The sequence below is a fragment of the Rhodococcus sp. X156 genome, from assembly GCF_004006015.1.
Classification (GTDB): Bacteria; Actinomycetota; Actinomycetes; order Mycobacteriales; family Mycobacteriaceae; genus X156.
In genome coordinates, this window is record NZ_CP034766.1 from 3,214,819 (window position 1) to 3,241,818 (window position 27,000).

The following is a 27,000-nucleotide window of genomic DNA, read 5'->3' on the forward strand; positions in this document are numbered from 1 at the left end:
CCGTCAGGCGGGGTGCACCTGCCGGCCGCCCACCACGGTGGCCAGCACTGGGACGTCCGCCAGCGCGGCAGGGTCGGTGGCCAGTGGATCGGCCCCCAGCACCACGAAGTCGGCCAGCTTGCCCACCTCGATGGTGCCCTTCACCGCGTCCTCGCCGGCCAGCGCCGCGGCCGAGCTGGTGTAGCCGGCCAGGGCCTGCCGCGGGGTGACCGCCTGCTCCGGGCCGAGCACGGCGCCCTGCCGGGTTCGGCGGGTGACCGCGGTGGCCATGGTGAACAGCGGGTTCACCGGCGTCACCGGGCAGTCGCAGTGCAGCGCGTAGCGGATGCCGGCCCGCGCCACCGACGCCACCGGACTGATGCGGGCACCGCGGTCCGGGCCCAGGAAGCGGTCGCGGTGGCGGTCGCCCCAGTAGTAGACGTGGTTGACGAAGATCGACGCCGACACCCCCAGCCGGGCCATCCGCTGCACCTGGTCCTCGCGCAAGGTCTGCACGTGCTCGAGCCGGTGGTGCAGCTGCTCGTCGGGACGCCCGGCCTGCGCCTGCTCGATCGCGTCCAGGGCGTGGTCGATGGCCAGGTCGCCGTTGGTGTGCACGGCCACCTGCCTGCTCCCGGCGTGCACCCGCTCCACCAGCGCGGCCAGCGGTGCTGCCGGGATGACCATCGACCCGCAGCTGCACCCGCCCAGGTCGTGGTACGGCTCGCTGAGCGCCGCGGTGTGCAGCTGGATGGAGCCGTCGGAGATCAGCTTGACCCCGCCCACCCGCAGCTGGTCGTCGTCGGCCGCCTCCAGTGCTCCTGCCCCGTCTGCTCCTGCGCCGTCCAGCTCTGCATCATCCAGCAGGTGGTGGCCCACGTACAGGCGCCCGCGCAGCCGCAGCTCCCCGGCCGCGTGCACCGCCCGGTAGGCCTGCAGCATGTCGGCGGTGACGTAGAGGTCGTGGAAGCTGGTGACGCCCACCTCCGCCATCCGCTGCTGCGCCCGCAGCAGCCCCGCCCGGGCCGCGTCCGGGGCCATCGCCTGGCTGTGGTCGGCCACCAGTGCCATGGCGCCGGGCTCCTGCAGCTCCCCCGTCGGTTGGCCGCTGGCGTCACGGACGATGTGGCCGCCGGCCGGCTCGGGGGTCTCGGCGGTCACGCCGCACTGCTGCAGCACCAGGGTGTTCACGTACTCCGCGTGCACCGACAGGTGCCGCACCCGCACCGGGTGCGCGGTGGTGGCCCGGTCGAGGTCGGCGGCGGTGAGGGCCCTGTCCTCGGCGACCAGGCTGTCGTCAAAGCCCCAGGCGTTGATCGCCTCGCCGGCGGGCGTGCTGGCCGCCCGCACCCGGATCGCCTCGACCACCGCCTCGATGGACGGGCAGGCCTCGCTGGTGGCGTCCACGTCGGCCAGCAGCATCCCCCACATCAGCGGGTGCAGGTGCGTCTCGATGAACCCGGGCACCACGGTGGCCCCGCCCAGGTCCACCACCTCCGCGTCGGCGCTGGCCGCCGCCCGCACCTCCTCCTCGGTGCCCACCGCGAGGAACCGCCCGTCGCGGCAGGCGAGCGCGGTCGCCGGCGTGGCACTGGGCTGCAGTGCCATGGTGTGCACCGTGGCGTTGCGGTAGATCCGGTCGGTCGTCATGGCAGAGCCACCTTCGGGGTGAGGTCGGGGGTGCGGGAGGCACGGGTGGAGACGGTGGCGGTGACGGCGGCCAGCACCAGGCCGGCGCCCACGGTTTGCGTCGTGGTGGGCAGCTGGTGCAGCAGCAGCGCCGCAAAGCCGAGCGCCGCCGTGGACTGCAGCACCAGTCCTGCGGCCACGGAGCTGGCGGGCAGCCGCTGGCTGGCTCGGGAGACCAGCAGCCAGCCGAGCACCTGGGCGTCCAGGGCCAGCAGCACCAACCAGCCGTGGGCGGCAGCCGGCGGCGTCAGGTCCAGGCTGCCGTCCCACAGTCCGACCAGTCCGACCGTCACCGCCGTGGCCATCGTGGACACCAGCATCGGGCCGCTGGACTGACGCGCCCGGCGGGTGGCCGCGCCGACCCCGACGATGTAGACCGCGTACGCCGCGGCGGCCACCACTGCCCCGACGAACCCGGACAGGCTGGTGACGGCCAGGCCCGAGACGGTGAGCCCGCCCACCAGCGCCACCCCGAGCAGCAGCACCGGCAGGCACCACCACAGCCGGGGGCTCACCCGCTGGCGCAGCACGAGGTAGCCCAGTCCGGCGGCGAAGACCACCTGCAGGCTGATCAGCACGGTGGCCAGCCCCGCGCCGATCTCGTTGATCGCGTGGTGCCACAGCAGCAGGTCGAGGCCGAGGAACACCCCCGCACCCACCGCGGCGCCGGACCAGCCGCCCGTGGTGGGCCGACCGTCGCGTCGGCGACGGAGCAGCACCAGCAGCCCCAGGGGCACGACGGCGTAGAGGCAGCGGAAGAAGGCCCCGGTGGAGGGTGTGGTGGCGGAGAGCTCGTAGAGGATGGAGGTGAGACCGAGGATGGTCGCCCCCGCACCCACCTGGAGCAGCGCGCGCCCCTGCGCGTCCCCAGCTCGCGGAGATGGACCATCATTCACAGTGATAACTTATCACCAGCACGCCTCAGGCAGGGAGCACGCAGTGAGCAGGACCTTCCTCACCCGGGAGCGCGTCATGGCCGCCGCCGCCGAGCTGGTCGACCGCGACGGCGTGGACGCGCTGAACCTCACCCGGCTCGCCGCCACGCTCTCGGTGCGGCAGTCGGCGCTGTACAACCACGTCAGCGGGGTCAGCGACGTGCTCCGCGGCCTCAGCCTGCACGCCCGCTCGATCCTCGCCGCCGACCTGCGCAACGCCGCCGTGGGCCTGGCCCGCGACGACGCGGTGCGGGCCCTCGCCGAGGCCTGGCGCCGGTTCGTCCAGGAGCACCCCGGTCTCTACGCCGCCACCGACCGCTACCCCACCGCGCCGGACGCCGAGCTCAGCGCCGCCGCCGGTGAGGTGGTGACGGCGATCAGCCAGGTGCTCGCCGGCTACGGCCTGGACGCGGTCGACTCCGAGCAGGCCGGCTGGTCGCTGCGCAGCGCCCTGCACGGCTTCTGCGTGCTGGAGGCCACCGAGGGCAGTCCCGCCGCCACCGACCTCGACCTGGTCTACCAGCGGTTGGTGGCCATGCTCTGCGCCGGCATCAGCCGCATGGCCTCCGTCGACTGACCGGTCCGGGGGCTTGGCGCGCCTGGCCCCACCAGGTTGGATACCGGGATGACCAGCTCCGCGGCACAGCCCCGCAGGTCCACCGTCGAGATTCCCGGCCTGCGGGTCGGTGTGCTGGAGTGGGGCCCGGCCGACGGGCCGCTCGCCCTCTGCCTGCACGGCTTCCCCGACACCGCGTGGAGCTGGCGGCACCTCGCGCCCGCACTGGCCGCTGACGGCTGGCGGGTGGTGGCGCCGTTCTCCCGCGGCTACGCGCCCACCTCGCTGGCCCCCGACGGCAGCTACCAGACCGGCGCACTGGTCAGCGACGTGGTGGCGCTGCACGCCGCCCTCGGCGGCGACGAGCGCGCGGTGCTGCTGGGCCACGACTGGGGTGCCATCACCGCCTACGGGGTGGGTGCCTTCGCGCCGACGCTGTTCGCGCGGATCGTCACGATGGCGGTGCCGCCCATCCCCGCCATGGCCGCCAGGCGCCGGCACCCCGCGGTGCTGGCCCGGCAGGCACGCTCCTCCTGGTACATCGCCTACAACCACCTGCCCGGGCTCAGCGAGCGGACGCTGCCGTGGCTGGTGCGCCGGCTGTGGCAGGACTGGTCGCCGGGCTACGACGCCGAGCAGGACCTGGCCCACGTCGCCGACGCGCTGGACACCGGCGCCCGTCGCACCGCGGCGCTGCGCTACTACCGCGCCTGGGGCTACCCGTGGCTGCGCTCGCCGACCTACGCCGCCGAGCAGGCCAGGGCACTCGGCGTGCCCCAGGTGCCCACGCTGTACCTGCACGGCGACCGCGACGGCTGCCTGCGCCCTGAGCTGGCCGAGGGTGCAGCCTCGGCGCTGCCCGCGGGCAGCACGGCGGTCACCATCGCTGGCGCAGGACACTTCCTGCAGCTGGAGCAGCCCGAGCAGGCCCTGGCCGCAATCCGCCCTTTCCTGGCTGCTGAGGAGTAGCCCGGCCGGGCCTGCAGGCAGCCCAGTTGACCAGCCGGGACGGCGCGTCATGATTGAGGTGGTGAGCGGAAGGAGTCCCGGCATGGTCGACGCGGATCAGCTGGACCTGGCCACGGCTCGCGAGGCGCTCGCCGTGGCCTCGCGCGCACCCTCGGTGCTCAACACCCAGCCCTGGAGCTGGCGGGTGCAGGGCCGCACCGTCGACCTGTACGCCGATCCCGGGCGGCAGCTGACGGTGGTGGACCCGCACGGCCGGGACATGACGATCAGCTGCGGCGCGGCGCTGGACCACGCCCGGGTGGCGTTCCTGGCGATGGGCTGGCGCAGCGAGATCACCCGCCTGCCTCGTCCCGGGGAGCCGCTGCACCTGGCCACCATGCAGCTGCACCGGGCGACCGAGCCGGACCGTGACGCCATCGCCCTGGTGGCTGCCGCCGAGGCCCGGCACACCGACCGGCGTCCGTTCCGCTCCGTGGTGGTTCCCGAGACCACCCTGGCCGACGTCGCCCAGGTGCCACGCGACCCGCGGGTGCAGGTCACGCTGATCACCGACCCCACCCGCCGGGACGAGCTGGTGGTGGGCCTGGGCCACGCCGACGCGGTGCAGCGCAACGACCCGCGCTACCGGGACGAGCTGGCCAGCTGGACGCACACCTCGGTGGCCTCCGGGGAGGGGATCCCCGCCGGGAACCTGCCCTCCACCGGCACCGTGCCCGGCGCGGTGCCCGGGCGGGCCGGCCAGCCCGGCGACCTCGCGTCGCCGCCGGCGCAGGACGACGGCGCGGTGTTCTGCGTGCTGAGCACGCCCACCGACCAGCAGGTCGACTGGTTGTGCTCGGGCGAGACGCTGTCGGCCGTGCTGCTGCAGGCCACCCTGGACGGGTTCGCCACGTGCACGCTGAGCCAGGTGTCGGAGTCCCCGGTCGTCCGCAACCTCGCCCGCCTGGTGGCCCTGGACGGCGAGGGTGAGCCGCAGGTGATGGTGCGGGTGGGTGAGCCCGTCACCGAGGAGTTCCCCGGTCCGCGCACCCCGCGCAGACCCCTCACCGACACCGTCACCACGCAGGGCTAGCACTCGAGACCAGCTCGGCAGCACCGACGAGGAGAGGGCGACCCATGAGCCACCACGCGCAGGACCGTCTCCCGTGACCGCCGTCAGCGGGCTGCACGAGGTCACCATCCCGGCGTTCCCGCCGGAGCGGCTGGCCCCGGTGCTCGGCGCCGAGCGGGTCGCGTACTTCACGGAGGTGGCCGACGACCTGCAGCACCAGCTCGGCCGCCCGGCGATCTGGAACGTCAGCTCCACCGCCCAGGGCGGTGGCGTCGCCGAGATGCTCCGCGCGCTGCTGGGCTGGGCCCGCGGAGTCGGGGTCAGCGCACGGTGGCTGGTCATCCCCGGCCCGCCCGAGTTCTTCGCGGTGACCAAGCGGGTGCACAACAACATCTACGGCTTCGCCGGCGACGGCGGGGAGCTGGGCACGACAGAGCGCGCCCTGTACGAGGCCACCCTGGCGCCCAGCGCCCAGGAGCTGCGTGCCGTGGTGCGCGCCGGTGACGTGGTGGTGCTGCACGACCCGCAGACCGCTGGGCTCGTCGACGCGGTGCACGAGCTGGGGGCAACCGCGCTCTGGCGCTGCCACATCGGGATCGACCACCCCAACCACTTCTCCGCCACGGGCTGGGCCTTCCTGGAGCCCTACCTGCGCCAGGTCGACCGGGTGGTGGTCACCCTGCCCGCGTTCGCCCCGCCGTGGCTCGCTCCCGACCAGGTGAGCGCCATCCCACCCTCCATCGACCCCTTCAGCCCCAAGAACCACTACCTGTCCCCGGAGCAGGTGCGCGCCATCCTGGTGCACACCGGAGTGGTCCAGGGCGCGCCCGACGCGACGTCACTGCCCACCTTCACCCGCACCGACGGCTCGCCCGACCGGGTGGACCGCTGCGTCGACGCGCTGCAGGCCGGCCCGCCGGCCCCGGTGGACGCGCCGCTGGTGGCGCAGATCTCGCGCTGGGACCACGCCAAGGACATGGGCGGCGTGATGCGCTCCTTCGCCGAGCTCGTCGCCCCGCACACCCCCGCGCACCTGCTGCTGGCCGGGCCGGCCGTCGCCGGGGTGGCCGACGACCCGGAGGCCCGGGCGGTGCTGCTGGCCTGCATGCAGCAGTGGAGCGAGCTGCCCGACTGGATCCGGGCCCGCGTCCACCTGGCCTGCCTGCCGATGGCCGACATCGACGAGAACGCTGCCATCGTCAACGCGATCCAGCGGCACGCCACCGTGATCACCCAGAAGAGCCTGGCCGAGGGCTTCGGCCTCACCGTGGCCGAGGCCATGTGGAAGGGCCGGCCAGTCGTGGCCAGCGCGGTCGGCGGGATCCAGGCGCAGATCGTGGACGGCACCAGCGGCATCCTGCTCGACGACCCCCGCGACCTCGGGGCCTTCGGGGCGGCGCTGCGCCGCGTGCTCGACGACCCGGCCCTGGCCGACCAGCTCGGCCGGGGCGCCGAGCAGCGCGTGCGGGAGAAGTTCCTGGGCGACACCCACCTCGAGCTGTGGGTGACGACGCTGCTCGCGCTGCTCGGCCCCGGCGCGGAGCCGGCTACTTCTTGACCTCGATCTTCACCTTCTTCTCTCGCGGCTCGGTGTCGTGCGGCATGGTGATCTCCAAGATCCCGTCCTGGTAGGTGGCGGAGATCTTGGCGGTGTCCGCGCCCTGCGGCAGCGCGATGCTGCGACGGAACGACCCGTAGCTGAACTCGCTGCGGTCGTTGTCGCTGTGCGACTCCTGGCGCTCCGCGCTGATGGTCAGCACACCATCCTGTGCGGTGACCGAGATGTTGTTCTCCGGGTCGAACCCCGGCAGCTCGGCGCGCACCACGTAGCTGCCGTCCTTGCTGCGCTCCTCGATGCGCACCGGCTTGAACTCCGAGTCCAGCCACGGACTCTCCAGCCAGGCTGCCAGGCTCGGGAGCATCCGCTGGGTGGGTGCGAGTGACGTCATGGTCGTTCCTCTCGTCAGGACGGTGACCTGCTCCGGCCCCGGTGGACGCGGCCCGGCACCTCCACGGTCCCCCGATCGCTGCTGTGCGGCCACCACCGTCGCGCGTCCCCGCCGCCTTGAGGCCGAAAACCTAGGTGTGCCATAGGGTTACACCTGTCCACAGCATGGTGTCGCAACGTCGGAAGGATCTCCCAGTGACTGCAAGGCTCGCTGGCGCCTGCCCGACCACCGAGGGAGCCGGCGCGTGCTGAGCGGGTGGCAGTGGGTCGTCATCCTCAACCTCGTCACCGCCGCGGCCTACCTGGGCATCGCCGGCACCATCCTCAAGGGACTGGTCCAGACCCGCCAGCTGTTCGCCAACCGGCTGGCGCTGGCCACCTCGTTCATCTTCCTCAGCTGTTGCCTGCACCACGGCCACATGGCGCTGGGGATGCTGACGACCGGTCACCACTCGGCGCACCACCTCGAGGCGGTGCGCGAGGTGATGGGCGGCTGGCACGGCGTGGCCATCGACGCCTTCGCCGCGGCGGTCGGCATCGTCTACCTCACCCTGCGCCGGTCCTACGGGGTGCTGCTGCGCAGCCCCGCCATGTTCGAGATGTCCAGCGAGGGCAACTACCGCCAGCTCGCGGCCAACCTGCCCAACACGCAGATCTACATGCTCGACCGCAAGCAGCGGGTGCTGCTCGCCGCCGGGGGTGGGCTCTCCGGGGATGCGGCCGCGACGTCGCTGAGCGCCACCCAGCTGGAGGGCAAGCTCGTCTCCGAGGTCATGTCCGGCCGGCTGCTGGCGGCCTACGTCCCGTACTTCGAGGCGGCGCTGGAGGGCACGCCCGCCGACTTCGACTTCGTCAGCGACACCAACGGGCGCACCTACCAGAACCACGTCCGCCCGCTGCGCGACAAGAGCGAGACGGTGGTGGGCGTGCTCTTCATCGCCGAGGACGTCACCAGCGAGCGAGCCGCCCACCAGCAGCTGCAGGAGTCACACGCCTTCAGCGAGGCGGTGCTGGCGACCTCGCCGGACATCACGCTGATCAGCAACCTCGCCACCGGCGAGCTCGAGTGGGCCTCCCGCGACGCGTTCGCGCTGGTCGGGTGGAGCCCGGAGCAGGTGCAGGCCCGGGAGGGGCTGCTGCTGCGCGACCTGCTGGCCTCGGAGGACCGCCTCCGACTGTCCTCGATCAACGAGGCCATCCGCGACCTGGCCGACGGGGAGACCCTCACCGACCGGTTCGCGCTGCACGGCCCGGACGGGGAGAAGCACTGGATCTCCCGACGCACCACGCCGTTCGGCCGCGACGCGAGCGGCCTGCCGGTGCGCGCCCTGTCGGTCATCCGCGAGGTCACCGACCTGGTGGAGGCGGAGCAGCGGCTGCAGCACGCCGCGCTGCACGACCCGCTCACCGGCCTGCCCAACCGCACGCTGCTGCTGGACCGCATCACCTCTGCGGTCAACCGGGCCGACCGTGCCGGCGACGAGGTGGCCGTGCTCTTTTGCGACCTCGACGGCTTCAAGCGGGTCAACGACACCGAGGGCCACGCGGCCGGCGACGTGCTGCTCATCGAGGTGGCCGAGCGGCTGCGGCGGGTGCTGCGCAAGGGCGACTCCGTGGCCCGGGTGGGTGGCGACGAGTTCGTGGTGGTGCTGGAGCCGCCGGAGGACAGCCAGCCGATGCGCACCCGCGAGGTGGCCACCATGCTGGCCGAGCGCATCCGGGTCGACCTGTCGGAGGCCTTCGTCCACCAGGGCAACGAGCACGCCATCTCGGTGAGCGTGGGGATGACCTTCGCCGGGCGCAACCGCGCCGCCGAGGAGGTGCTGCGCGACGCCGACGCCGCGATGTACCTGGCCAAGCAGCGGGGCAAGAACCGCTTCGAGGTGTTCGACGACCGGCTGCGCGCGGACATCATCGAGCGGGGGCGGGTGGAGCAGGCGCTGCACACCGCCCTCACCACCGCCCCCGGCGACCGGCCTGGGCTGTCGGTGGCGTTCCAGCCGATGGTGCACCTGGGCACCGGTGCGCTGGTCAGCTTCGAGGCCCTGGCCCGGCTCACCGACGCCAACGGTCGCCCGGTCGACACCAACAGCGTCATCGCGGTGGCCGAGGAGACCGGCCTCATCTCCGGCCTCGGCGAGCGGGTGCTGGGCCTGGCCCTGGACGGGCTGGTCCAGTGGCGCCGCGACCACCCCGAGCACGCGGCAGCCACCGTGTCGGTCAACCTCAGCGGCCGCCAGGCCCGCGACGCAGACATGCCCCGGCTGATCTGCGCCGCCCTGGAGGAGCGCAACCTGCAGCCCACCGACCTGACGCTGGAGCTCACCGAGACGGTGCTGCTGGAGGCGGGCTCGTCCACGCTGCGCCAGCTGGCCGAGCTGCGGAAGCTGGGCGTGGGCATCGCCATCGACGACTTCGGCATCGGCTACGCCAGCCTGCGGCACCTGGCGATGCTGCCGGTGAGCGCGGTGAAGGTGGACCGGTCGTTCACCGCGGGGATGGGCACCGACGACACCAGCGCCACCATCGTGCTGGCCATCACCACGCTCGCAGCCAACCTGGGGCTGGACTGCGTGGTGGAGGGCATCGAGACCGCCGAGCAGCTGGCTGCGCTGCCCACCACGGTGCACGGCCAGGGCTACCTGTGGGGCCGTCCCGCCCCGTCCCCGCAGCACCCGGCAACCCTGGACACGGTGCGCGCGACCCGCCCCTAGCGGCGGGTGGGCCGGGCGCTAGCCGTGCTCGGCGTGCTCGGTGGCCGTCCAGGCGGCGACTGCCGCGTCGGTGGTCCGGGCGAGGTCGGCGCTGGTGTCCAGCTCCACTGCCCACGGCCACGGGTCGGCGACAGCCGCCATCGCGGTCGCGGTCTGCGGGGTGGCCTCGGAGAACCCCGGCCGGCGGGTGCGGATGCGTTCAGCGGCCAGCTCCGGCGGCGCCACGCAGCGCAGCTGCACCAGCACGGAGGTGGTCGTCGACGCCAGTGCAGTGGCGGCCTGCCGGTGCTTGTCGTCGGTCCACGAGGCGTCCAGCACCACCGACTCCCCCAGCTCCAGGCACGCCTCGGCCCGGCGCAGCATGGTGTCGTACACCAGCGCAGTGGCCTCCGGGCGGTAGCGTCCCGCGCCGAAGGTGCCCGCCTCCCCCGACAGCTGCCCGCGCTCGGTGAGCTCGGCCCGCACCGCGTCGCTGGAGATGACCACTGCGCCCACCTGGGCGGCCAGGGCCGTGGCCACGGTGGACTTGCCGGTGCCGGGCAGGCCCCCGACCACGCCGAGGCGGATCGTGCCGCGGCGCAGGTGGGCCAGGGCGAGCTCGGTGTGCCTGCGGGCGTCGGCCGCCGCGCCGGCGCGACCCTGGCTGTGCTGGATGCAGTCCACCTTGGTGCGCACGAACGCCCGGTAGGCCAGGTAGTGGTGGTACAGCGACGTCGGCGGCGGCGGTGCGGCGGCGGCGCTGGTGCAGCGCTGCAGGAACAGCCCCGCCAGGTCCGGCCGGCCGAGGAACTCCAGGTCCATCGCCAGGAAGGCCACGTCGTCGAGCACGTCCACGAACCGCAGCCGCTCGTCGAAGTCCAGGCAGTCCAGCACCCGTGGACCGTCCTCCATGCAGAAGACGTCGTCGGTGATGAGGTCGCCGTGGCCGTCCACCATGCAGGCCTCCCCGATGCGTCGCTCCAGCAGCCGCTGCCGCCCGTCGAGGTAGCCGGTGGCGAGCAGGCCGACGGTCTCCAGCGAACCCGGCGGCAACAGCTCCTCGGCCCACGGCTGGGTCTCCCGCAGGTTCGCCAGCCAGCGCTGCTGCAGCGCCTCGGCGGTGCCCTCGGCGTCCACCTGCGGGCCGCGGCGGCCCTTGCGGTGGAAGTCCGCCAGCAGCTGGGCCAGCTCGGCCAGCTGGTCGCGCACGTCGTGGCCGGCGGTGACCAGCGTGGACAGCCGGCGGTCCTCGGGCATCCGGCGCATCACCACCATCGGCTCCGCGGGGCCGCCGGCCGGATCGCTGAGGTGGGCCACCCCGAGGTAGACGTCCGGGGCCAGCCGCTGGTTCAGCTGCACCTCGCGGGCGCAGGCCTCCTCGCGCAGCTGTGGGGTGCTGAAGTCCAGGAACCCGGTGGTGACCGGCTTCTTCGCCTTGTAGGCACGTTCTCCCACCAGCACGACCACACCGGAGTGCGTCTCCCGGACCTCGGCGAACGGGGCGGCCCAGCTCGACATCGTCTGATTCCTCCGGCACGTCTCGGCCATGGGTGCCCTGCCAGTCTGGCGCACCGGAGGCGCCAGTGGTGGATCCGTGGCCGAGCCGCTGCACGCACTGCCGCACCGGGGCGATACTGGCGGGACGGGTGGGTCCCCGCACCGCCCGCGGGAGGAGCGTCATGCCCACCGACCCGGAGCCACGACCCCCGCTGGGGCTGCCGCCCAGCGTGCACGCCTGCCTGTTCGACCTGGACGGCGTGCTCACCCAGACCGCCGTCGTGCACGAGGCGGCCTGGCGGGAGATGTTCGACGCCTTCCTGCAGCAGCGGGAGGGGTTGGCTACCGCCCGTTCACCAGCTCCGACTACGACCGCTACGTCGACGGCCGGCCCCGCGCCGACGGGGTCCGCACCTTCCTCCGCTCGCGCGACATCACGCTGCCCGAGGGCAGTCCGGACGACCCACCGACGGCCGACACCGTCAACGGGCTGGGCAACCGGAAGAACCGGGCCGTGCTGCGCCGCATCCACGACGACGGAGTGCAGCCCTACCCCGGGTCGGTGCGCTACGTGCGGGCGGTGCGGGAGGCCGGGCTGCGCACTGCGGTGGTGTCCTCCAGCGCCAACTGCCGCGACGTGCTGGTGGCAGCGGGCCTGCAGGACCTGGTGGACGCGCGCATCGACGGGGTCACCGCGGCCGAGCGCCACCTGGCCGGCAAGCCTGCCCCGGACACCTACCTGGCCGGTGCGCAAGCCGTCGGGGTGGAGCCGCTGCAGGCCGCGGTGTTCGAGGACGCCCTGGCCGGGGTGGCCGCGGGACGCGCCGGCGGGTTCGGCCTGGTGGTCGGCGTGGACCGGGTCGGGCAGGCCCAGGCCCTGCGCGAGCACGGGGCCGACGTCGTCGTCACCGACCTGGGGGAGCTGCTGTGTCGCGACTGATCAACCACCCGGAGTTCACCGTCGATCCGTGGTGCCTGCACGCCAAGAACCTGGACCTGGACGTGCTGGCCCAGACCGAGTCGGTGTTCACGCTCGCCAACGGACACGTGGGCTGGCGGGGCAACCTCGAGGAGGGTGAGCCGCACGGGCTGCCCGGCACCTACCTCAACGGCGTCTACGAGCTGCGCCCGCTGCCCTACGCCGAGGCGGGCTACGGGTACCCGGAGTCGGGGCAGACCATCATCAACGTCACCAACGGCAAGATGATCCGGCTGCTGGTGGACGACGAGCCCTTCGACATCCGCTACGGCCGCATGCACAGCCACGAGCGGACGCTGGACTTCCGGGACGGGGTGCTGCACCGCAGCGTGGAGTGGACCTCCCCCACCGGGCGCACCGTGCGGATCAAGACGACCCGGCTGGTGTCGTTCACCCAGCGCTCCATCGCGGCCACCTACTACGAGGTGGAGCCGGTGGACGGCCCGGCCCGCGTGGTGGTGCAGTCAGAGCTGGTCACCAACGAGCAGCTGCCTCGGCCGGTGGGCGATCCACGGGTGGCGGTGGCGATGGACAACGTGCTGGTGGCCGAGCGGCACGAGGCGCTCGGCGCCCGAGTGGACACCGTGCACCGCACCCGGCGCAGCGGCATCCGGGTGGGTGCGGCGATGGACCACGAGGTGCTGCATCCCCCCACCTACCAGCTCAGCTCGGAGAGCACCGACAACCTGGGGCGGGTCACCCTGGCGGTGGACCTCAAGAAGGGGCAGTCGCTGAGGTTCGTCAAGTACGTCAGCCACGGCTGGTCGGCCGAGCGGTCGCTGCCCGGGGTACGCGCCCAGGTGGGGGCGGCGCTCACGGCGGCCCGCCAGACCGGGTGGGAGGACCTGCTCACCGACCAGCAGCGCTACCTGGAGACGTTCTGGGACCGCGCCGACGTGGAGATCGACGGCGATCCCGAGCTCCAGCAGGCCGTGCGCTTCGCGTTGTTTCACGTGCTGCAGGCGGGGGCGCGGGCGGAGGGGCGGGCGATTCCGGCCAAGGGCCTCACCGGCACCGGCTACGACGGGCACGCCTTCTGGGACACCGAGATGTTCGTGCTGCCGGTGCTCACCTACACCCAGCCCGACGCTGCGGCCAACGCCCTGCTGTGGCGCTACAACACGCTGACCCGGGCGACCACCCGGGCGCAGCAGCTGGGCCTGGCCGGGGCAGCGTTCCCGTGGCGGTCCATCAACGGCAGCGAGTGCTCGGGCTACTGGCCGGCGGGCACCGCCGCCTTCCACGTCAACGCCGACGTCGCCGACGCGGTGGTGCGCTACCTCCGCAACACCCGCGACGTCGACTTCAGCCAGTTCGTCGGGCTGCCCCTGCTGGTGGAGACCGCGCGGCTGTGGCGCAGCCTGGGGCACTACGGACCTGGGGGCGAGTTCCGCATCGCCGGGGTGACCGGGCCCGACGAGTACAGCGCGGTGGCCGACGACAACCTCTACACCAACCTGATGGCACAGCAGAACCTGCAGTTCGCGGCCGAGGTGGCCGGTGCGCACCCGGATCGGGCCAAGCAGATGGGGGTCTCCGGCGAGGAGATGGCCGACTGGACGGCCGCGGCGCTGGCGATGTACGTGCCCTTCGACGAGAAGCTGCGCATCCATCTGCAGGCGGAGTCCTTCAGCCAGCACCAGGTGTGGGACTTCGCCAGCACCCGCCCCATCGACTACCCGCTGATGCTGCACTTTCCGTACTTCGACCTGTACCGGAAGCAGGTGATCAAGCAGGCCGACCTGGTGCTGGCGATGCAGCTGCGCGGCGAGATGTTCACCGACGACGAGAAGAGCCGCAACTTCAACTACTACGAGCGGCTGACGGTGCGTGACTCCTCGCTCTCGGCGTGCACGCAGGGAGTGATGGCGGCCGAGCTGGGTCACCTCGACCTCGCCTACGACTACCTCGGCGAGGCCTCGCTGATGGACCTCAAGGACCTCGAGCACAACACCCGCGACGGGTTGCACATCGCCTCGCTGGCCGGGTCGTGGATCACCCTGGTGTACGGCTTCGGGGGGATGCGGGAGGCCACCGCCGTGCAGCACTTCAGCCCTCGCCTGCCCAGCGGGATGCACCGGCTGAAGTTCCACATCGTGCTGCGCCACCGGCGGATGTCGGTGGAGGTGACGCCCGACAGCGCCACCTACCTGGTGGTCGAGGGTGAGCCGCTGGAGATCACCCACTTCGGCACGTCGCTCACGCTCACGGCCGGCCAGCCCGTGACGCGGGCGGTGGCTCCGCCCCCGGAGCGGGAGCCACCGCAGCAGCCGGTGGGTCGGGAGCCGATGCGGCGGCACGAGCCGCGGCCCAGGACCAGCTAGCTCGCGGTGGCTCGCCCCGCCCTACTGCGGACCTTCGGCACGAAGCTTGTCCACGGTGCTCATGGCCTCGCGGAGCTGCTCGAGCCAGTCGTCGGTGTGCTCGGCGACCAGCCGGACCGCCCAGACCACGGCGTCGGAGCGCGACCGGGCGATGCCGGCGTCGACCAGGGTGTCCAGGACCTGCCGCTCGGGCTGGCGCAGCCGAGTCATCACGGGCACCGAGAGGTGGGTGAACAGTCGCTCGACGTCGCCGATGCGCACGCCCCAGGACAGCGTGCGGCCGTAGCGTGCCTCCGCCTCCGCGGCGATCGCCATCCGCTCCCCCCGGGTGTCCTCCCGGAAGCGGCTCATCCGTCCCTCGGCCGCGGCCTGAGCTGCCTTGGGGTCGGCAGCGCCCGGAGCGGCTGCCTGGCGCTCGGCCAGGTCGGGCGCGTCGAGCTCGCCCACCACGAGGATCTCCTCGCGGTCGACCGTGACGGTGGGGGCACCGGTGAACCACTCGGCGGGCAGCCTGCCGTTGAGCCAGGCCCCGGCGTCGCTGGCGTCCGGCAGGTCGGCCTGCTGCCAGCCGCCACGCCGGCCGAAGCCCCGTCCGCCTCCGCCGGGGCGTCCGTGGGGGCCACCACGGTGACCACCCCGCGGGCCTCCACCCCGACGGCGCCCGGGGCCCGGACCGCCCTCGGTGTCGAAGGGCTCCTCCGGCGGCTCCCCCTTCCGGAAGCGGCGTGGCCCGTCGAGGCCGGACCGGTTGACCCTGTGCTGGTGGTGGCGCATGAGCTTCTCCATTCGTCGTTGTTACATGATTACACCGTAACAACGAAGGTGGAGATGTGCACGGATCTGCCCGCCCGCGCTACCCGCATGCCGCGGGCGGGTCCGGGTCGCTGAGGTCGGGTGGGTGGTGGATCGGGTTGGTGCGTGGTCGTTGTTGTGGATCAACGTGCCGGGGTGCGATCCACTCCACCCGGCCGCCGGTGCCCATGCGGACGGTGAAGCCTTCGTGGGTGATGAGGCGGTGGTCGAACGGGCAGACGAGCGCCAAGTTGTGCAGGTCTGTGGGTCCGCCGTGTTGCCACTCGTGCAGGTGGTGGACCTGGGTCCACTGGGCGGGCATCTCGCAGCCGGGTCGGGTGCAGCCGCGGTCTCGGGCGTACAGGGCCAACCGTTGCGCCGGTGAGGCCAGGCGTTGCCCGGTGCCCAGGTGCAGGACCTGGCCGGCGGAGTCGAGCACGCAGGGCAGCCACCTCGCGTCCGCGGCCATGCGGAGCACGTCGCGCACCGGCACGGTCCCGCCGGAAGCGGTCGACGCGGTACCCGCCCGGCGCTCCAGATCGGCCAGCCCCATGGTCACCACCACCGTGGCCGGCAACCCGCGGTTGTTTGGGAGCTCACCGGAGGCGAGGGCGTTGCGGCACAGCGTGGCCAGCGCGTCGTGGTTGCGCTGGGCGGCACTGCGCGGATCCGGCAGCCCGTCCTCGGTGGCCGGCCGGGCGGCGGCGGAGAACGCAGCGTCCACCAGGGCGCGGGTCATCGGGTCGAGCTCACCGCTGATGCGGCTCATCCCGTCCGGGCGCTGCCGACCGATGCTGAACCCGCGCCTCCGCGCCCGATCCACCTCGGAGGTTTCCCGCCCGTCGGGGTCGAGGTAGGCCACCAGCCGCTCAGCGGCCTTGGCCAGCTCCGACGGACGCAGTGCGCAGGCTTGCGCAGCCAGCGTCTGCTCCGCCAAGCTCACGGTCTCGGTGTCCAGCGATGCGGGTAGGTCGTGCATCGTCTTGGCGACAATGTCGGCGTGCCGCGGCGAGAGGGATCCTTCCGCCTCGGCTGCTGCTGCGGAGGGCTGCAGAGGACCGAGATCCTCACCAGTGAAGGACGTGCGCGGGCCGCGAAGTTCCGCTGCCCGTACCCGAGCACGGGCCTCCTGGATGTCCAGGTGCAGCAGCTCCGACAACAACCCAGCCGTGCCCCGCGCCAGGAACACCGTGGACAAGGAACGGCACTCCATTTCCACGATCAACCGATGATCGACGGTGGGCTTCATCCGGTGCACCCGCTCCACCTCACGGCACACCGCCAACACCCCAGCATCGGACAGACCGGCCAGCGGCACCTGCTGCAACCGCGCCACCACTGAGGCGTGCTCAGCCAGCAGGGAGGCGACCTCATCGGGGAGGTCCTCCACTGCCACCGCTGCACCACTCGAACTCATGTTCGAATCATAAGACCCCGACCCGACAATTTCTGCCCCTGACCAGCACCGGAGTGAGCTAGGAGGCCCCACAGGATGGCCCAGACAGCCGCGGCGTAGCGGCGCCTCATCACCCCGGCGCCGGCACCAACCCGGGTGTGCCCGCCACGTGGAAGTCCAGGCGAGCATCCCGACGTAGCGGCGATCGTCGCCACGCGGTCAGCCCCGGTAACCAGCACGAGCGCCTTGCCACACCACCTTCCGCCCGGTGCGCCAGCCCCTCCAGCACCCTCACCCAGAGCGCAGAACGGGCCGCCCCCACCAGGGGACGACCCATTCCGGACAAGCAGCAGCGACTACCCGCAGATGGCTCCGTCGGCGGCCGAGCCGACCAGCTTGGAGTACTTGGCGAGCACGCCCCGGGTGTAGCCGTGCTGGCGCGGCGCCCAGCCTTCCTTGCGCGACTCCAGCTCGGCCTCGTCCACCAGCACGTCCAGGGTGCGCTTGTCCATGTCCAGCCGGATGGGGTCGCCGTCGCGGACGAACGCGATCGGGCCGGCGTCCACCGCCTCCGGCGCCACGTGGCCCACGCACAGGCCGGTGGTGCCACCAGAGAAGCGGCCATCGGTGAGCAGCAGGACGTCCTTGCCCAGGCCCGCGCCCTTGATGGCGCCGGTGATCGCCAGCATCTCCCGCATGCCGGGCCCGCCCTTGGGGCCCTCGTAGCGGATGACCACCACATCGCCGGCGCTGATGGTGCCGTCCTCCAGCGCCGCCATCGCGGCCTTCTCGCCGTCGAAGACCCGAGCCGTGCCCTCGAACACCGCGGTGTCGAAGCCGGCGCTCTTGACCACGGCACCCTCCGGCGCCAGCGAGCCGTGCAGGATCGCCAGCCCACCAGTGGGGTGGATGGGGTTGCTCATGGCCCGGATGATCGTGCCGTCCACGTCCGGCGGCGCGATGTCAGCCAGGTTCTCCGCCATGGTCTTGCCGGTGACGGTGAGGCAGTCACCGTTGAGCAGGCCGGCGTCCAGCAGGGCCCGCATCACCACCGGAATGCCACCGGCCTTGTCCACGTCGTTCATCACGAAGCGGCCGAAGGGCTTGAGGTCACCCAGGTGCGGGACCTTGTCGCCGATGCGGTTGAAGTCGGACAGCGTGAGGTCGACGTCGGCCTCGCGGGCGATGGCCAGCAGGTGCAGCACCGCGTTGGTGGATCCGCCCAGCGCCATCACCACGGCGATGGCGTTCTCGAACGCCGGCTTGGTCATGATCTGGCGGGCGGTGATGCCCTTGCGCAGCATCTCCACCACGGCCTCGCCGGACTGGCGGGCGTAGCCGTCCCGGCGACGGTCCACCGCCGGCGGCGCCGCGGAGCCGGGCAGGGACATGCCCAGCGCCTCGCCCACCGACGCCATGGTGTTGGCCGTGTACATCCCGCCGCAGGCGCCCTCGCCCGGGCAGATGTTGCGCTCGATCTCGGTGACCTCCTCGCGGGTGATCAGGCCCCGCATGCAGGCTCCGACCGCCTCGAAGGCGTCGATGATGGTGACCTCTCGGTCACCGACCTTGCCGGGCAGCGTGGATCCGGCGTAGAGGAAGACGCTGGCCAGGTCCAGGCGCGCGGCGGCCATCAGCATGCCCGGCAGGGACTTGTCGCAGCCGGCGAGCAGCACGGAGCCGTCCATCCGCTCGGCGCTCATCACCGTCTCCACCGAGTCGGCGATGACCTCGCGGGAGACCAGCGAGAAGTGCATGCCCTCGTGGCCCATGGAGATGCCGTCGGAGACGGAGATGGTGCCGAACTCCATCGGGAAGCCACCGGCCGCGGTCACCCCCTCCTTGACCGCCTTGGCCAGGCGGTCCAGGGAGAGGTTGCAGGGGGTGATCTCGTTCCAGCTCGACCCCACCCCGATCTGCGGCTTGGCGAAGTCGTCGTCGCCCATGCCCACGGCGCGGAGCATCCCGCGCGAGGCGGTGCTCTCCAGGCCGTCGGTGACGTCGCGGGACCGCGGCTTGATGTCGGGAGTGGTGGTGGTGTCAGAAGAGGTGCTCGCAGCCATGCCCGCAGCCTACGACCTGGCCCACCGGTGCAGCAGCGGCCCACTACGGCCCGCCCAGCGGTGGCACGATCAGCGAGGAAGCGTCCCACCGCGTTCCACCGCCCCGAGGGAGTAGCCGTGAGCCTGAGCCTGACCGAGATCTCCGACCGCCTGGAGATCCAGGACCTGCTGGTGGACTACTGCCACGCGGTGGACACCCGCAGCTGGGACGCCCTGGACGACGTCTTCACCACCGACGCCGTCATCGACTACACCGAGATGGGTGGCACCCGCGGCACCGTGGCCGAGACCAAGAAGTTCCTGGCTGAGGTGATGCCGCTGTTCAGTGGTTTCCAACACATGATCTCCACCAGCAAGGTGGTGGTGGACGGCGACACCGCGACGGGGAAGACCATCTGCCACAACCCGATGCTGCGCACGGCCGACGACGGCTCCACCCAGGTGTTCCTCTGTGGACTCTGGTACCGCGACGCCTTCGTGCGGACCCCCGCCGGGTGGCGCATCCAGGCTCGCCACGAGGAGCGCTGCTACCTGCCCACCCTCCTCGGAACCTGAACGCGCGGTAGCGCCGGCTGCCGCCCACAGGCGAGGATGAGGAGCGACGGGCCACGCCGGCAAGGGAGCAGACGCCATGACAGACGCCACCTCGTCGGACCGAGCAGTGTCCGACATCTCCGTGTCCGACCTCTCTGCCACCCCGCAGTGGCAGGCACTCACCGCGCACCACCGCGAGGTGGCCGAGCTGCACCTGCGGCAGATCTTCGCCGACGACCCCGACCGCGGACGCGACCTCACCGTCACCGCCGGCGAGCTGTACCTGGACTACTCCAAGCACCGGGCCACCCGCGAGACGCTGCGCCTGCTGCTCGACCTGGCCCGCGCCGCCGAGGTGGAGCGCCGCCGTGACCTGATGTTCTCCGGCGCGCACATCAACACCAGCGAGGACCGTGCCGTGCTGCACCCTGCGCTGCGCCTGCCCAAGGAGGCCGAGCTCAGCGTGGACGGCCAGGAGATCGTGTCCGACGTGCACGAGGTGCTGGAGCGGATGGGCGAGTTCAGCGACCGGGTGCGCTCCGGCGAGTGGCTGGGTGCGACCGGCGAGCGCATCACCACGGTGGTGAACATCGGCATCGGCGGCTCCGACCTGGGCCCGGTGATGATGTACCAGGCGCTGCGGGCCTACGCCGACGCCGGCATCAGCTGCCGCTTCGTGTCCAACGTGGACCCCGCCGACCTGATCGCCAAGACCGCCGACCTCGACCCGGCCCGCACGCTTTTCGTGGTGGCGTCCAAGACCTTCTCCACCCTGGAGACGCTGACCAACGCCACCGCGGCCCGCCGCTGGCTGCTGGCGGGCCTGCCCGCGGCCGGGCAGTCCCCGGAGTCCGACGCCGTCGCCCGACACTTCGTCGCGGTGTCCACCAACACCGAGAAGGTGCGCGACTTCGGCATCGACCCGGCCAACATGTTCGGCTTCTGGGACTGGGTGGGCGGCCGGTACTCCGTGGACTCCGCCATCGGTCTGTCGGTGATGTGCGCGATCGGCAAGGAGGCCTTCGGGCAGGTGCTGGCCGGCTTCCGCGCCGTGGACGAGCACTTCCAGACCGCACCCCTGGAGCGCAACGCGCCGGTGCTGATGGCGCTGCTCGGCGTCTGGTACTCCAGCTTCTTCGGCGCCGAGACCCGCGCGGTGCTGCCCTACAGCAACGACCTGGCCCGCTTCCCCGCCTACCTGCAGCAGCTCACCATGGAGAGCAACGGCAAGTCGGTGCGCGCCGACGGCACCCCGGTCACCACCAGCACCGGAGAGATCTTCTGGGGCGAGCCCGGCACCAACGGCCAGCACGCGTTCTACCAGCTGCTGCACCAGGGCACCCGGCTGGTGCCCGCCGACTTCATCGGCTTCGCCGAGCCGGTGGAGGACCTGGCCACCATGGACGGCAGCGGCAGCATGCACGACGTGCTGATGTCCAACCTGTTCGCGCAGACCAAGGTGCTCGCCTTCGGCAAGACCGCAGCGGAGATCGCCGCGGAGGGCACCCCGGCCGACGTGGTGCCGCACAAGGTGATGCCCGGCAACCGGCCCACCACCTCCATCCTGGCCCCGCTGCTCACCCCGTCGGTGGTGGGTCAGCTGATCGCCCTCTACGAGCACGCCACGTTCGTGGAGGGCGTCATCTGGGGCGTCGACAGCTTCGACCAGTGGGGGGTGGAGCTGGGCAAGACCCAGGCCCAGCAGCTGACGCCGGTGCTCACCGACGACGCCGCGCCCCCGGCCCAGGACGACTCCTCCACCGACGCCCTGGTGCGCTACTACCGCCGCCAGCGCGGGCGGGCCGTCTGATGGCCCGCACGCTCTGCCTCGCCCAGGACCCCGAGGCCGACGAGCTGCTGGCGGAGAGCTCGGCCGCGCTGCTCACCGGCATGCTGCTGGACCAGCAGGTGCCGATGGAGTCAGCCTTCGGCGGCCCGCAGAAGATCGCCGAGCGCATGGGCGGGTTCGACCTGGCCCGCATCGCCACTGCAGATCCGGACGAGTTCGCCGCCCTGTGCGCGCAGCCGCCCGCGGTGCACCGCTTCCCCGGCTCCATGGCCAAGCGCATCCAGGCGATGTGCCAGTACGTGGTGGAGCACTACGACGGACGCCCCGAGGGCATCTGGACCGACGGCGACCCCGACGGCCGCGAGGTGCTGCGCCGGCTGAAGGCGCTGCCCGGGTACGGCGACCAGAAGGCGCGGATCTTCCTGGCCCTGCTGGGCAAGCAGATCGGGGTGCAGCCGCAGGGCTGGCGCGAGGCCGCCGGCGACTACGGCGAGCCCGACGGGCGCCGCTCGGTGGCCGACGTGGTGGACGGGACGTCGCTGCACGAGGTGCGGGAGTTCAAGCGCGCCGCCAAGGCCGCCGCGAAGGCCAAGAAGGCAGCCGACTAGCAGGCAGCGGGCTAGCAGATGCCGCGCTAGCCAGTCTCAGACGTGCAGCTGGGACTCCCAGTCCAGCGGCACCCGACCGGCCGGGCCCGGCACTGGCTGGTCGGCGGGGTGGGTCTCCGGCGACGCCAGCGCGGGCCCCTCGTAGAGCTGTCCGTCACGGAAGTCGTAGAACCAGTGCTCGCCCGGCTCGTAGCTGCGGATGAGCGGGTGGCCAGACGACCGGAAGTGCGCGCTGGCGTGCTGGCCCGGCGAGGCGTCGCAGCAGCCGACGTGACCGCACTCGGCACAGCGACGCAGGTGGTACCACCAGCCGCCGGTCTTCGTGCACTCCGCGCAGCCGGGGCCGCTGGGCGGGATGGAGACGTTGATACCGCTGGGCTCGGTCATCTCTCCATGTAACGCCGGAGCCCTCGAGGTGACAACCGCCGAGCGCGCGGCGGACCAGGTCCGCCGTCGTCACTGGTCACGGGTGGTGCAGATGTGACTCGAGTGCTCTACTGCATCAATCTGATGGAGAAGAGAAATAACTCGGCGTGTTTGCTTGACTACGCCTCGTAAGTGCCGATCAACCAGAGGTACCGTCCCGCCGCCGTGCCCGGGGTGAATCGCCACGCGTTTCGTCTGGGGCAAGTCAAGGAGCTCTCTGTGTCCCTCCTCCCCACCCCCACGCGGCCGCGCCGCTGGATCGCCCGTGGCGCGCTCGCCGTGGCTGCCTCGACCATCGCCCTCACCGCGGCCCCCGCGATGGCGTCCGCCCAGGCTCCCGCCCCCGCCCCGGTCCCACTGGTGGAGCAGGGCGCCCAGCTGCTGCAGACCATCAACAGCGCGGTGGCCACCGCCGCTTCCGACCCGACCCTGGACCTGGTGTTCTGCCTGTTCAACGAGGTGACCGTGCAGGTGGAGAACCTCGTCGGTGGCCGCTTCGACGTCTTCACCGCCGCCGACGGCTTCACCTCCTGCTTCGAGGCCTTCGCCGACGCCGGCAACCCCGAGGCTGACGTGCCCGGGTCCGGCGGCACCGTGGGCGGGAACAACCCCGGCCAGCCGACCACCGCCGCCTACGTGGCGCCCGCCAAGGGCACCTACACCTCCGGCTTCGGTGAGCGCTGGGGCAGCTGGCACTACGGCATCGACATCGCCAACAAGATCGGCACCCCGATCGTCGCTGCCCACGCCGGCAAGGTGATCAGCGCCGGACCGGCCAGCGGCTTCGGGCTGTGGGTCCGCATCCAGCACACCGACGGCACCATCACCACCTACGGCCACAACGACAGCAACAAGGTGCGGGTCGGTGACGTGGTCAAGGTCAACGACGTCATCGCCTACATCGGCAACCGCGGCGACTCCACCGGCCCGCACCTGCACTTCGAGGTCCGGCTGCCCAACGGCACCCGAGTCGACCCCGCACAGTGGCTGCGGGCGCGCGGCGTGCGCATCTGAAACACGGTGGGAAACCTGGTAAGTCGTTTACCTGGGCATTAGGGTTTGCCCATGGCGGGGAAGCGGGACTCAGTGCAGGTAGCGGCAGACGACGGAGCTGACGCCGGGGCTTCGGCCCTGGCGTCGGCGGCCACCGAGACGACTGAGCCCGGATCGCTCGTCGGTGACCTCGTGCTTGCCCAGGCTGCCCGCACCCCCTCCGCAGCCGCCCTCACGGTGGGCCGCGAGCAGCGCACGTACGCCGAGGTCGTCGCCGGCGCCACGCAGGTGCGCGACCGCCTCCGCGCGGCCGGTGCCGGGCCCGGAACCGTGGTGGCGGTGGTGCTCGACCGCTCGTGCGGCCTCGTCGAGGCCCTGCTCGGGATCCTGCTCAGCGGCGCCGCCTACGTGCCCATAGACGCCCGCCAGCCCGTCCAGCGCTGCCGCTTCATGCTCAGCGACACCGCCGCCTCGCTGGTGCTCACCCGCACCGACCTGTTGCCCGCCGTGTCCGACAAGCTCCCGGCCGACCTGCCGGTGCTGCTGCTGGACGCGAGCCCCGACGCCGACCGCCCGGGTCCGAACCCCACGGGCACGGCAGGCCGGACCGACCCGGCCCGCGACGACGTCGCCTACATCCTCTACACCTCCGGCTCCACCGGCCTGCCCAAGGGCGTGCTCGTGGAGCAGCACAACATCGCTCGCCTGGTGCGCGAGCTCTTCCCCGCTCTCAGCATCGGCCCCACGGACTCCGTGCTGTCCCTGGCCGCGTACACCTTCGACGTCTCTGTCGGCGACATCTTCAGCACCCTCGCCACCGGCGCGCGGCTGATCCTGCCCACCGAGGACGAGGCCGCCGACCCCTACTCGCTCGGTGCGCTGGTGCAGCGTTCCGGCGCCACCGTCATGAACGCCACCCCCACCACCTGGACGGCCATGCTGGACGGGGGCTGGCGGGGCGACCGCCGGCTGGTGGCGGTCGCCGGCGGGGAGCCGCTCACCGACCGCCTGGCCCGCCGGCTGCTCGAGGCGTGCGCCGCGGTGTGGAACGTCTACGGCCCCACCGAGACCACCGTCTGGTCCACCGTCGGCCCGGTCACGGCCGGCGACACGGTGACCGTCGGCCGCGCACTGCCCGGCACCCAGGTGCAGGTGTGCGACGCCCACGGCGAGCCGGTGCCCGACGGCGAGACCGGCGAGATCGTGATCAGCGGGGCCGGCGTCACCCGCGGCTACCTCAACCGCCCGGAGGAGCACAGCGCGCGCTTTGGCACCGACGCCGCCGGCGATCAGTTCTACCGCACCGGCGACCTGGGCCGGGTGCTGGCCGACGGTCGTCTGCAGCACCTCGGCCGCGGCGACGACCAGGTGAAGATCCGCGGCTACCGGCTGGAGCCGGGTGAGGTGGAGGCCGTGCTGGCCGGGCACCCGGAGGTGCGCAGCTGCAGCGTCATCGCCCGGGAGAACACCGACGGCGAGCTGCAGCTGGTCGCCTACGTCATCGGCACGCCCGAGGCCCGCGCCCGGCAGGCCGAGACCACCGAGCCCCAGCCCACCGCGGTGGAGCTGCGCAGCTGGGTGCGCGAGCGCCTGCCCGACTACATGGTGCCCAGCGCCGTGGTGCACCTGGACGCGCTGCCCCGCACCAGCAGCGGCAAGCTCGACCGCCGGGCCCTGCCCGCGCCCGGCGTGGAGCACGCCACCCAGGACGCCACCGCGCCGCACACCGCCACCGAGCAGCGGGTGGCGGCGCTGTGGACCTCGGTGCTGCCCGCGCCGGTCACCGACGTGCACGCCGACTTCTTCGTGCTGGGGGGCGACTCCCTGCTCGCCGCCCGCCTGGTGGCCGGGCTCAACGAGCAGCCCGGGCCCACCCTGACCGTGCGCGACTTCCTCGACCGCGGCACCACCGTGGCCGGGCTGGCGGCCTTGCTCGACGGCGGCCCGGTACCGGAGCCCGGGGAGGCACTGGCGCCGCTGTTCTGCGTCTACCCCGACCTGCCCTCGGCGATGAGCCGTCGGCACCTCACCCGCACCTGGGGCGCGCAGCTCCCGGTGCACGCCCTCACCCCGGCCGACCCGAACGGGCGCTTCGCCAAGGACGAGACGGTGGAGCACCTGGCGGAGCCCATGCTGGCCACCATCCGCGACGTCCAGCCACACGGCCCGTACCTGCTGGCGGGGTTCTCCGTGGGTGGGCTCGTCGCCTACGAGCTGGCGCGGCGGCTCAGCGAGGCCGGCGAGCAGGTGCAGTGGGTGGGGCTGCTGGACGCGCCCGCGCCGACGGCCTGCCGAACCGCCTTGCCGGCGCTGTCGCTGTGGGCCCGCCTGCAGCGCCTGCGTGAGCACGGCTGGCGCCACCGGCTGCAGAAGCTGCGCGAGGTGCCGCTGCGGGCGTTGCGCCAGGGGGTGCACGCCGCGGCCCCGGACGAGGTGTTCGACATCCGGGCCGCCAACGTCGTCGGCGCCCGCTACGACCGGCCTGGACTGGACCTGCCCGCGGAGCTGTTCGTGACCACCGAGTCCGTTGCGGAGAGCGGAGACTCCAGCTTCGGCTGGCGCGAGCTGCACCGGGGGCCGCTGCGGGTGCACACCTTCGTCGGCGACCACGCCTCGCTGCTGCAGGTTCCGCACGTGGAGGACATGGCCACCGCCATCCTGACCGGCATCCGCACCGAGGCAGACAAGGGCGCCGCAACGGCCCAGGCCGAGCCCGCGCCGGTGGAGAGCTAGAGCCAGCCCTTGCGGCGGAAGCCCAGGAACAGACCGCCCGCGACACCCACCATCAGCGCCAGGCTGCAGAGGAAGCCCCACCACTGCTCGAAGCCGGGGTAGGGCACGTTCTGCCCGTAGAAGCCGGTGATGGCGGTGGGGATGGCGATGATCGCCGCCCACGCCGTGAGCCGGCGCATGATCTCGTTCAGCCGGTTGCCCTGCATGGTCAGGTGCGTGTCCAGCACGGTGGTCACCAGGTCGCGCAGGCTCTCGGTCCACTCCGTGGCGCGCAGGACGTGGTCGTAGACGTCGTGGAAGTAGTGCAGCATCTCCTCGTCGAGCACGTGCAGGTCGCGACGCATCACCGTGTTGAGCACCTCGCGCATGGGCATCACCACCCGCCGGGTGAGCACCAGCGACTTGCGCAGCTCGTAGCTGCGACGCTGCACCTCCTTGCCCTGCGGCTCGTCGGAGAACAGCTGGTCCTCGAGGTCCTCGATCGCGTCGTCGAGCAGCTGCACCGTCTCGAAGTGGCCGTCCACGATGAAGTCCAGCAGCCCGTGCAGCAGGAACGCCACCCCGTGCTTGGCCAGGTCGCTGTTGTCGTCCCAGCGCTGCATGACTTTCTCGATGCGCAGCCGGTCGTCCTTGCGCACGGTGATCAGCGCCTGCGGAAGCACGAAGGCGGCCACCTCGGTGGTCTGCAGCTCGGCGCTGTCGGTGTCCAGCCACGCGCCGTAGGAGGTGAGGAACAGGTGCGTGCCGTAGCGGTCCACCTTCGGCCGCTGGTGGTCGTGCACCGCGTCCTCCAGCGCCAGCGGGTGCAGCCCGAACTCCTCGGAGAGCACCACCAGGTCGTCCAGCTCGGGGTCGAGCAGGTCCAGCCACACCACCACCCGGTCGTCGCCCAGGTGGTCGCTGATCTGCTCCACCGGGAAGCCCTCGGACTCCAGCACCCCGTCGCGGTACAGCCGGGTGCGGGCGTCGCAGCGGGTGGGGGTCTGCGCGCACGCGCGGCCTGGCTCGATGTCGATCACTGCGCCAGTGTGCCAGCCGCGGTCCCA

The 27,000-nt window shown here is 72.3% G+C and carries 20 protein-coding genes and 1 pseudogene; 12 read left to right on the forward strand and 9 right to left on the reverse strand.

Translation table 11 applies throughout. The features are described from left to right. Positions 1-3: 3 nt before the first annotated feature. Both ELX43_RS15150 and ELX43_RS15155 read right to left on the reverse strand, forming a co-directional pair. The gene (locus ELX43_RS15150) at positions 4-1,629 is read right to left on the reverse strand and encodes an amidohydrolase (protein WP_127784140.1); all 1,626 of its coding nucleotides are present in this window, start codon (positions 1,627-1,629) and stop codon (positions 4-6) included. Beyond that, positions 1,626-2,507 (reverse strand): DMT family transporter, encoded by an 882-nt coding sequence (locus tag ELX43_RS15155; protein ID WP_241249134.1) that lies wholly within the window; start codon positions 2,505-2,507, stop codon positions 1,626-1,628. The genes ELX43_RS15150 and ELX43_RS15155 overlap by 4 nt, the downstream gene beginning before the upstream one ends. 100 nt (positions 2,508-2,607) lie before the next feature. On the opposite strand from ELX43_RS15155, the gene ELX43_RS15160 reads away from it, so the two are divergent. The 4 genes from ELX43_RS15160 to ELX43_RS15175 all read left to right on the forward strand — a co-directional run bounded on the left by ELX43_RS15160 (position 2,608) and on the right by ELX43_RS15175 (position 6,737). Beyond that, positions 2,608-3,180, forward strand: coding sequence for a TetR/AcrR family transcriptional regulator (locus ELX43_RS15160; RefSeq protein WP_241249136.1), 573 nt, complete (start codon positions 2,608-2,610; stop codon positions 3,178-3,180). Positions 3,181-3,228: 48 nt separating this feature from the next. Further along, positions 3,229-4,128, forward strand: a complete 900-nt coding sequence (locus ELX43_RS15165) for an alpha/beta fold hydrolase (RefSeq protein WP_127784142.1) — start codon at positions 3,229-3,231, stop codon at positions 4,126-4,128. 82 nt (positions 4,129-4,210) lie between these two features. After that, the gene (locus ELX43_RS15170) at positions 4,211-5,200 is read left to right on the forward strand and encodes a nitroreductase (protein ID WP_127784143.1); all 990 of its coding nucleotides are present in this window, start codon (positions 4,211-4,213) and stop codon (positions 5,198-5,200) included. A 73-nt stretch (positions 5,201-5,273) separates the two neighbouring features. Next, on the forward strand, positions 5,274-6,737 hold the full coding sequence (locus tag ELX43_RS15175) for a glycosyltransferase (protein WP_127784144.1): 1,464 nt from the start codon (positions 5,274-5,276) through the stop codon (positions 6,735-6,737). On the opposite strand, the gene ELX43_RS15180 is transcribed toward ELX43_RS15175, so the two are convergent. Continuing rightward, positions 6,727-7,128 carry an Hsp20/alpha crystallin family protein gene (locus ELX43_RS15180; RefSeq protein WP_127784145.1) on the reverse strand — a complete coding sequence of 134 codons (402 nt, stop codon included), beginning with the start codon at positions 7,126-7,128 and terminating at the stop codon, positions 6,727-6,729. The two genes, ELX43_RS15175 and ELX43_RS15180, sit on opposite strands and share 11 nt — an antisense overlap. Before the next feature lie 244 nt (positions 7,129-7,372). Between ELX43_RS15180 and ELX43_RS15185 the strand changes: the two genes are divergently transcribed. Next, positions 7,373-9,841, forward strand: a complete 2,469-nt coding sequence (locus tag ELX43_RS15185; protein ID WP_127784146.1) for an EAL domain-containing protein — start codon at positions 7,373-7,375, stop codon at positions 9,839-9,841. A gap of 18 nt (positions 9,842-9,859) precedes the next feature. On the opposite strand, the gene ELX43_RS15190 is transcribed toward ELX43_RS15185, so the two are convergent. Continuing rightward, complete coding sequence (locus tag ELX43_RS15190; RefSeq protein ID WP_127784147.1) at positions 9,860-11,338, reverse strand: AAA family ATPase; 1,479 nt, start codon at positions 11,336-11,338, stop codon at positions 9,860-9,862. A gap of 161 nt (positions 11,339-11,499) precedes the next feature. Between ELX43_RS15190 and ELX43_RS15195 the strand changes: the two are divergent. Then, positions 11,500-12,257: pseudogene (locus tag ELX43_RS15195) on the forward strand (beta-phosphoglucomutase family hydrolase). Then, complete coding sequence (locus ELX43_RS15200) at positions 12,254-14,620, forward strand: glycosyl hydrolase family 65 protein (protein ID WP_127784952.1); 2,367 nt, start codon at positions 12,254-12,256, stop codon at positions 14,618-14,620. The pseudogene ELX43_RS15195 and the gene ELX43_RS15200 overlap by 4 nt, the downstream one beginning before the upstream one ends. A gap of 21 nt (positions 14,621-14,641) precedes the next feature. Here ELX43_RS15200 and ELX43_RS15205 read toward each other — a convergent pair whose 3' ends face one another. From ELX43_RS15205 to ilvD, 3 genes are all read right to left on the reverse strand, one after another. Next, positions 14,642-15,172, reverse strand: coding sequence for a hypothetical protein (locus tag ELX43_RS15205; RefSeq protein ID WP_127784953.1), 531 nt, complete (start codon positions 15,170-15,172; stop codon positions 14,642-14,644). 301 nt (positions 15,173-15,473) lie between these two features. Continuing rightward, the gene (locus ELX43_RS15210; protein WP_164860672.1) at positions 15,474-16,829 is read right to left on the reverse strand and encodes an HNH endonuclease signature motif containing protein; all 1,356 of its coding nucleotides are present in this window, start codon (positions 16,827-16,829) and stop codon (positions 15,474-15,476) included. 335 nt (positions 16,830-17,164) lie between these two features. Further along, complete coding sequence (gene ilvD, locus ELX43_RS15215; RefSeq protein ID WP_127784149.1) at positions 17,165-18,871, reverse strand: dihydroxy-acid dehydratase; 1,707 nt, start codon at positions 18,869-18,871, stop codon at positions 17,165-17,167. A gap of 123 nt (positions 18,872-18,994) precedes the next feature. Between ilvD and ELX43_RS15220 the strand changes: the two genes are divergently transcribed. The 3 genes from ELX43_RS15220 (at position 18,995) to ELX43_RS15230 (ending at position 21,802) form a co-directional block, all read left to right on the forward strand. Continuing rightward, entirely contained in the window at positions 18,995-19,426 is a 432-nt protein-coding gene (locus tag ELX43_RS15220; protein WP_127784954.1) for a nuclear transport factor 2 family protein, read from the forward strand. Between the two features lie 76 nt (positions 19,427-19,502). Then, a complete protein-coding gene (gene pgi, locus ELX43_RS15225; RefSeq protein ID WP_127784150.1) occupies positions 19,503-21,215 on the forward strand; it encodes a glucose-6-phosphate isomerase in 1,713 nt (570 codons plus the stop codon). After that, positions 21,215-21,802, forward strand: coding sequence for an HhH-GPD-type base excision DNA repair protein (locus ELX43_RS15230; protein ID WP_127784151.1), 588 nt, complete (start codon positions 21,215-21,217; stop codon positions 21,800-21,802). The genes pgi and ELX43_RS15230 overlap by 1 nt, the downstream gene beginning before the upstream one ends. Before the next feature lie 36 nt (positions 21,803-21,838). Here ELX43_RS15230 and ELX43_RS15235 read toward each other — a convergent pair whose 3' ends face one another. Beyond that, positions 21,839-22,189: a UBP-type zinc finger domain-containing protein gene (locus ELX43_RS15235; RefSeq protein ID WP_127784152.1), complete on the reverse strand. Its 351-nt coding sequence runs from the start codon at positions 22,187-22,189 to the stop codon at positions 21,839-21,841. A 258-nt stretch (positions 22,190-22,447) separates the two neighbouring features. Here ELX43_RS15235 and ELX43_RS15240 point away from each other — a divergent pair, with 258 nt between their 5' ends. Together ELX43_RS15240 and ELX43_RS15245 are read left to right on the forward strand one after the other, a co-directional pair. Continuing rightward, entirely contained in the window at positions 22,448-23,242 is a 795-nt protein-coding gene (locus ELX43_RS15240) for a M23 family metallopeptidase (RefSeq protein WP_241249139.1), read from the forward strand. Between the two features lie 72 nt (positions 23,243-23,314). Next, positions 23,315-25,954, forward strand: a complete 2,640-nt coding sequence (locus tag ELX43_RS15245; protein ID WP_164860673.1) for an amino acid adenylation domain-containing protein — start codon at positions 23,315-23,317, stop codon at positions 25,952-25,954. Here ELX43_RS15245 and ELX43_RS15250 read toward each other — a convergent pair. Further along, on the reverse strand, positions 25,951-26,973 hold the full coding sequence (locus ELX43_RS15250; RefSeq protein ID WP_241249142.1) for a magnesium transporter CorA family protein: 1,023 nt from the start codon (positions 26,971-26,973) through the stop codon (positions 25,951-25,953). The two genes, ELX43_RS15245 and ELX43_RS15250, sit on opposite strands and share 4 nt — an antisense overlap. Positions 26,974-27,000: the final 27 nt, after the last annotated feature.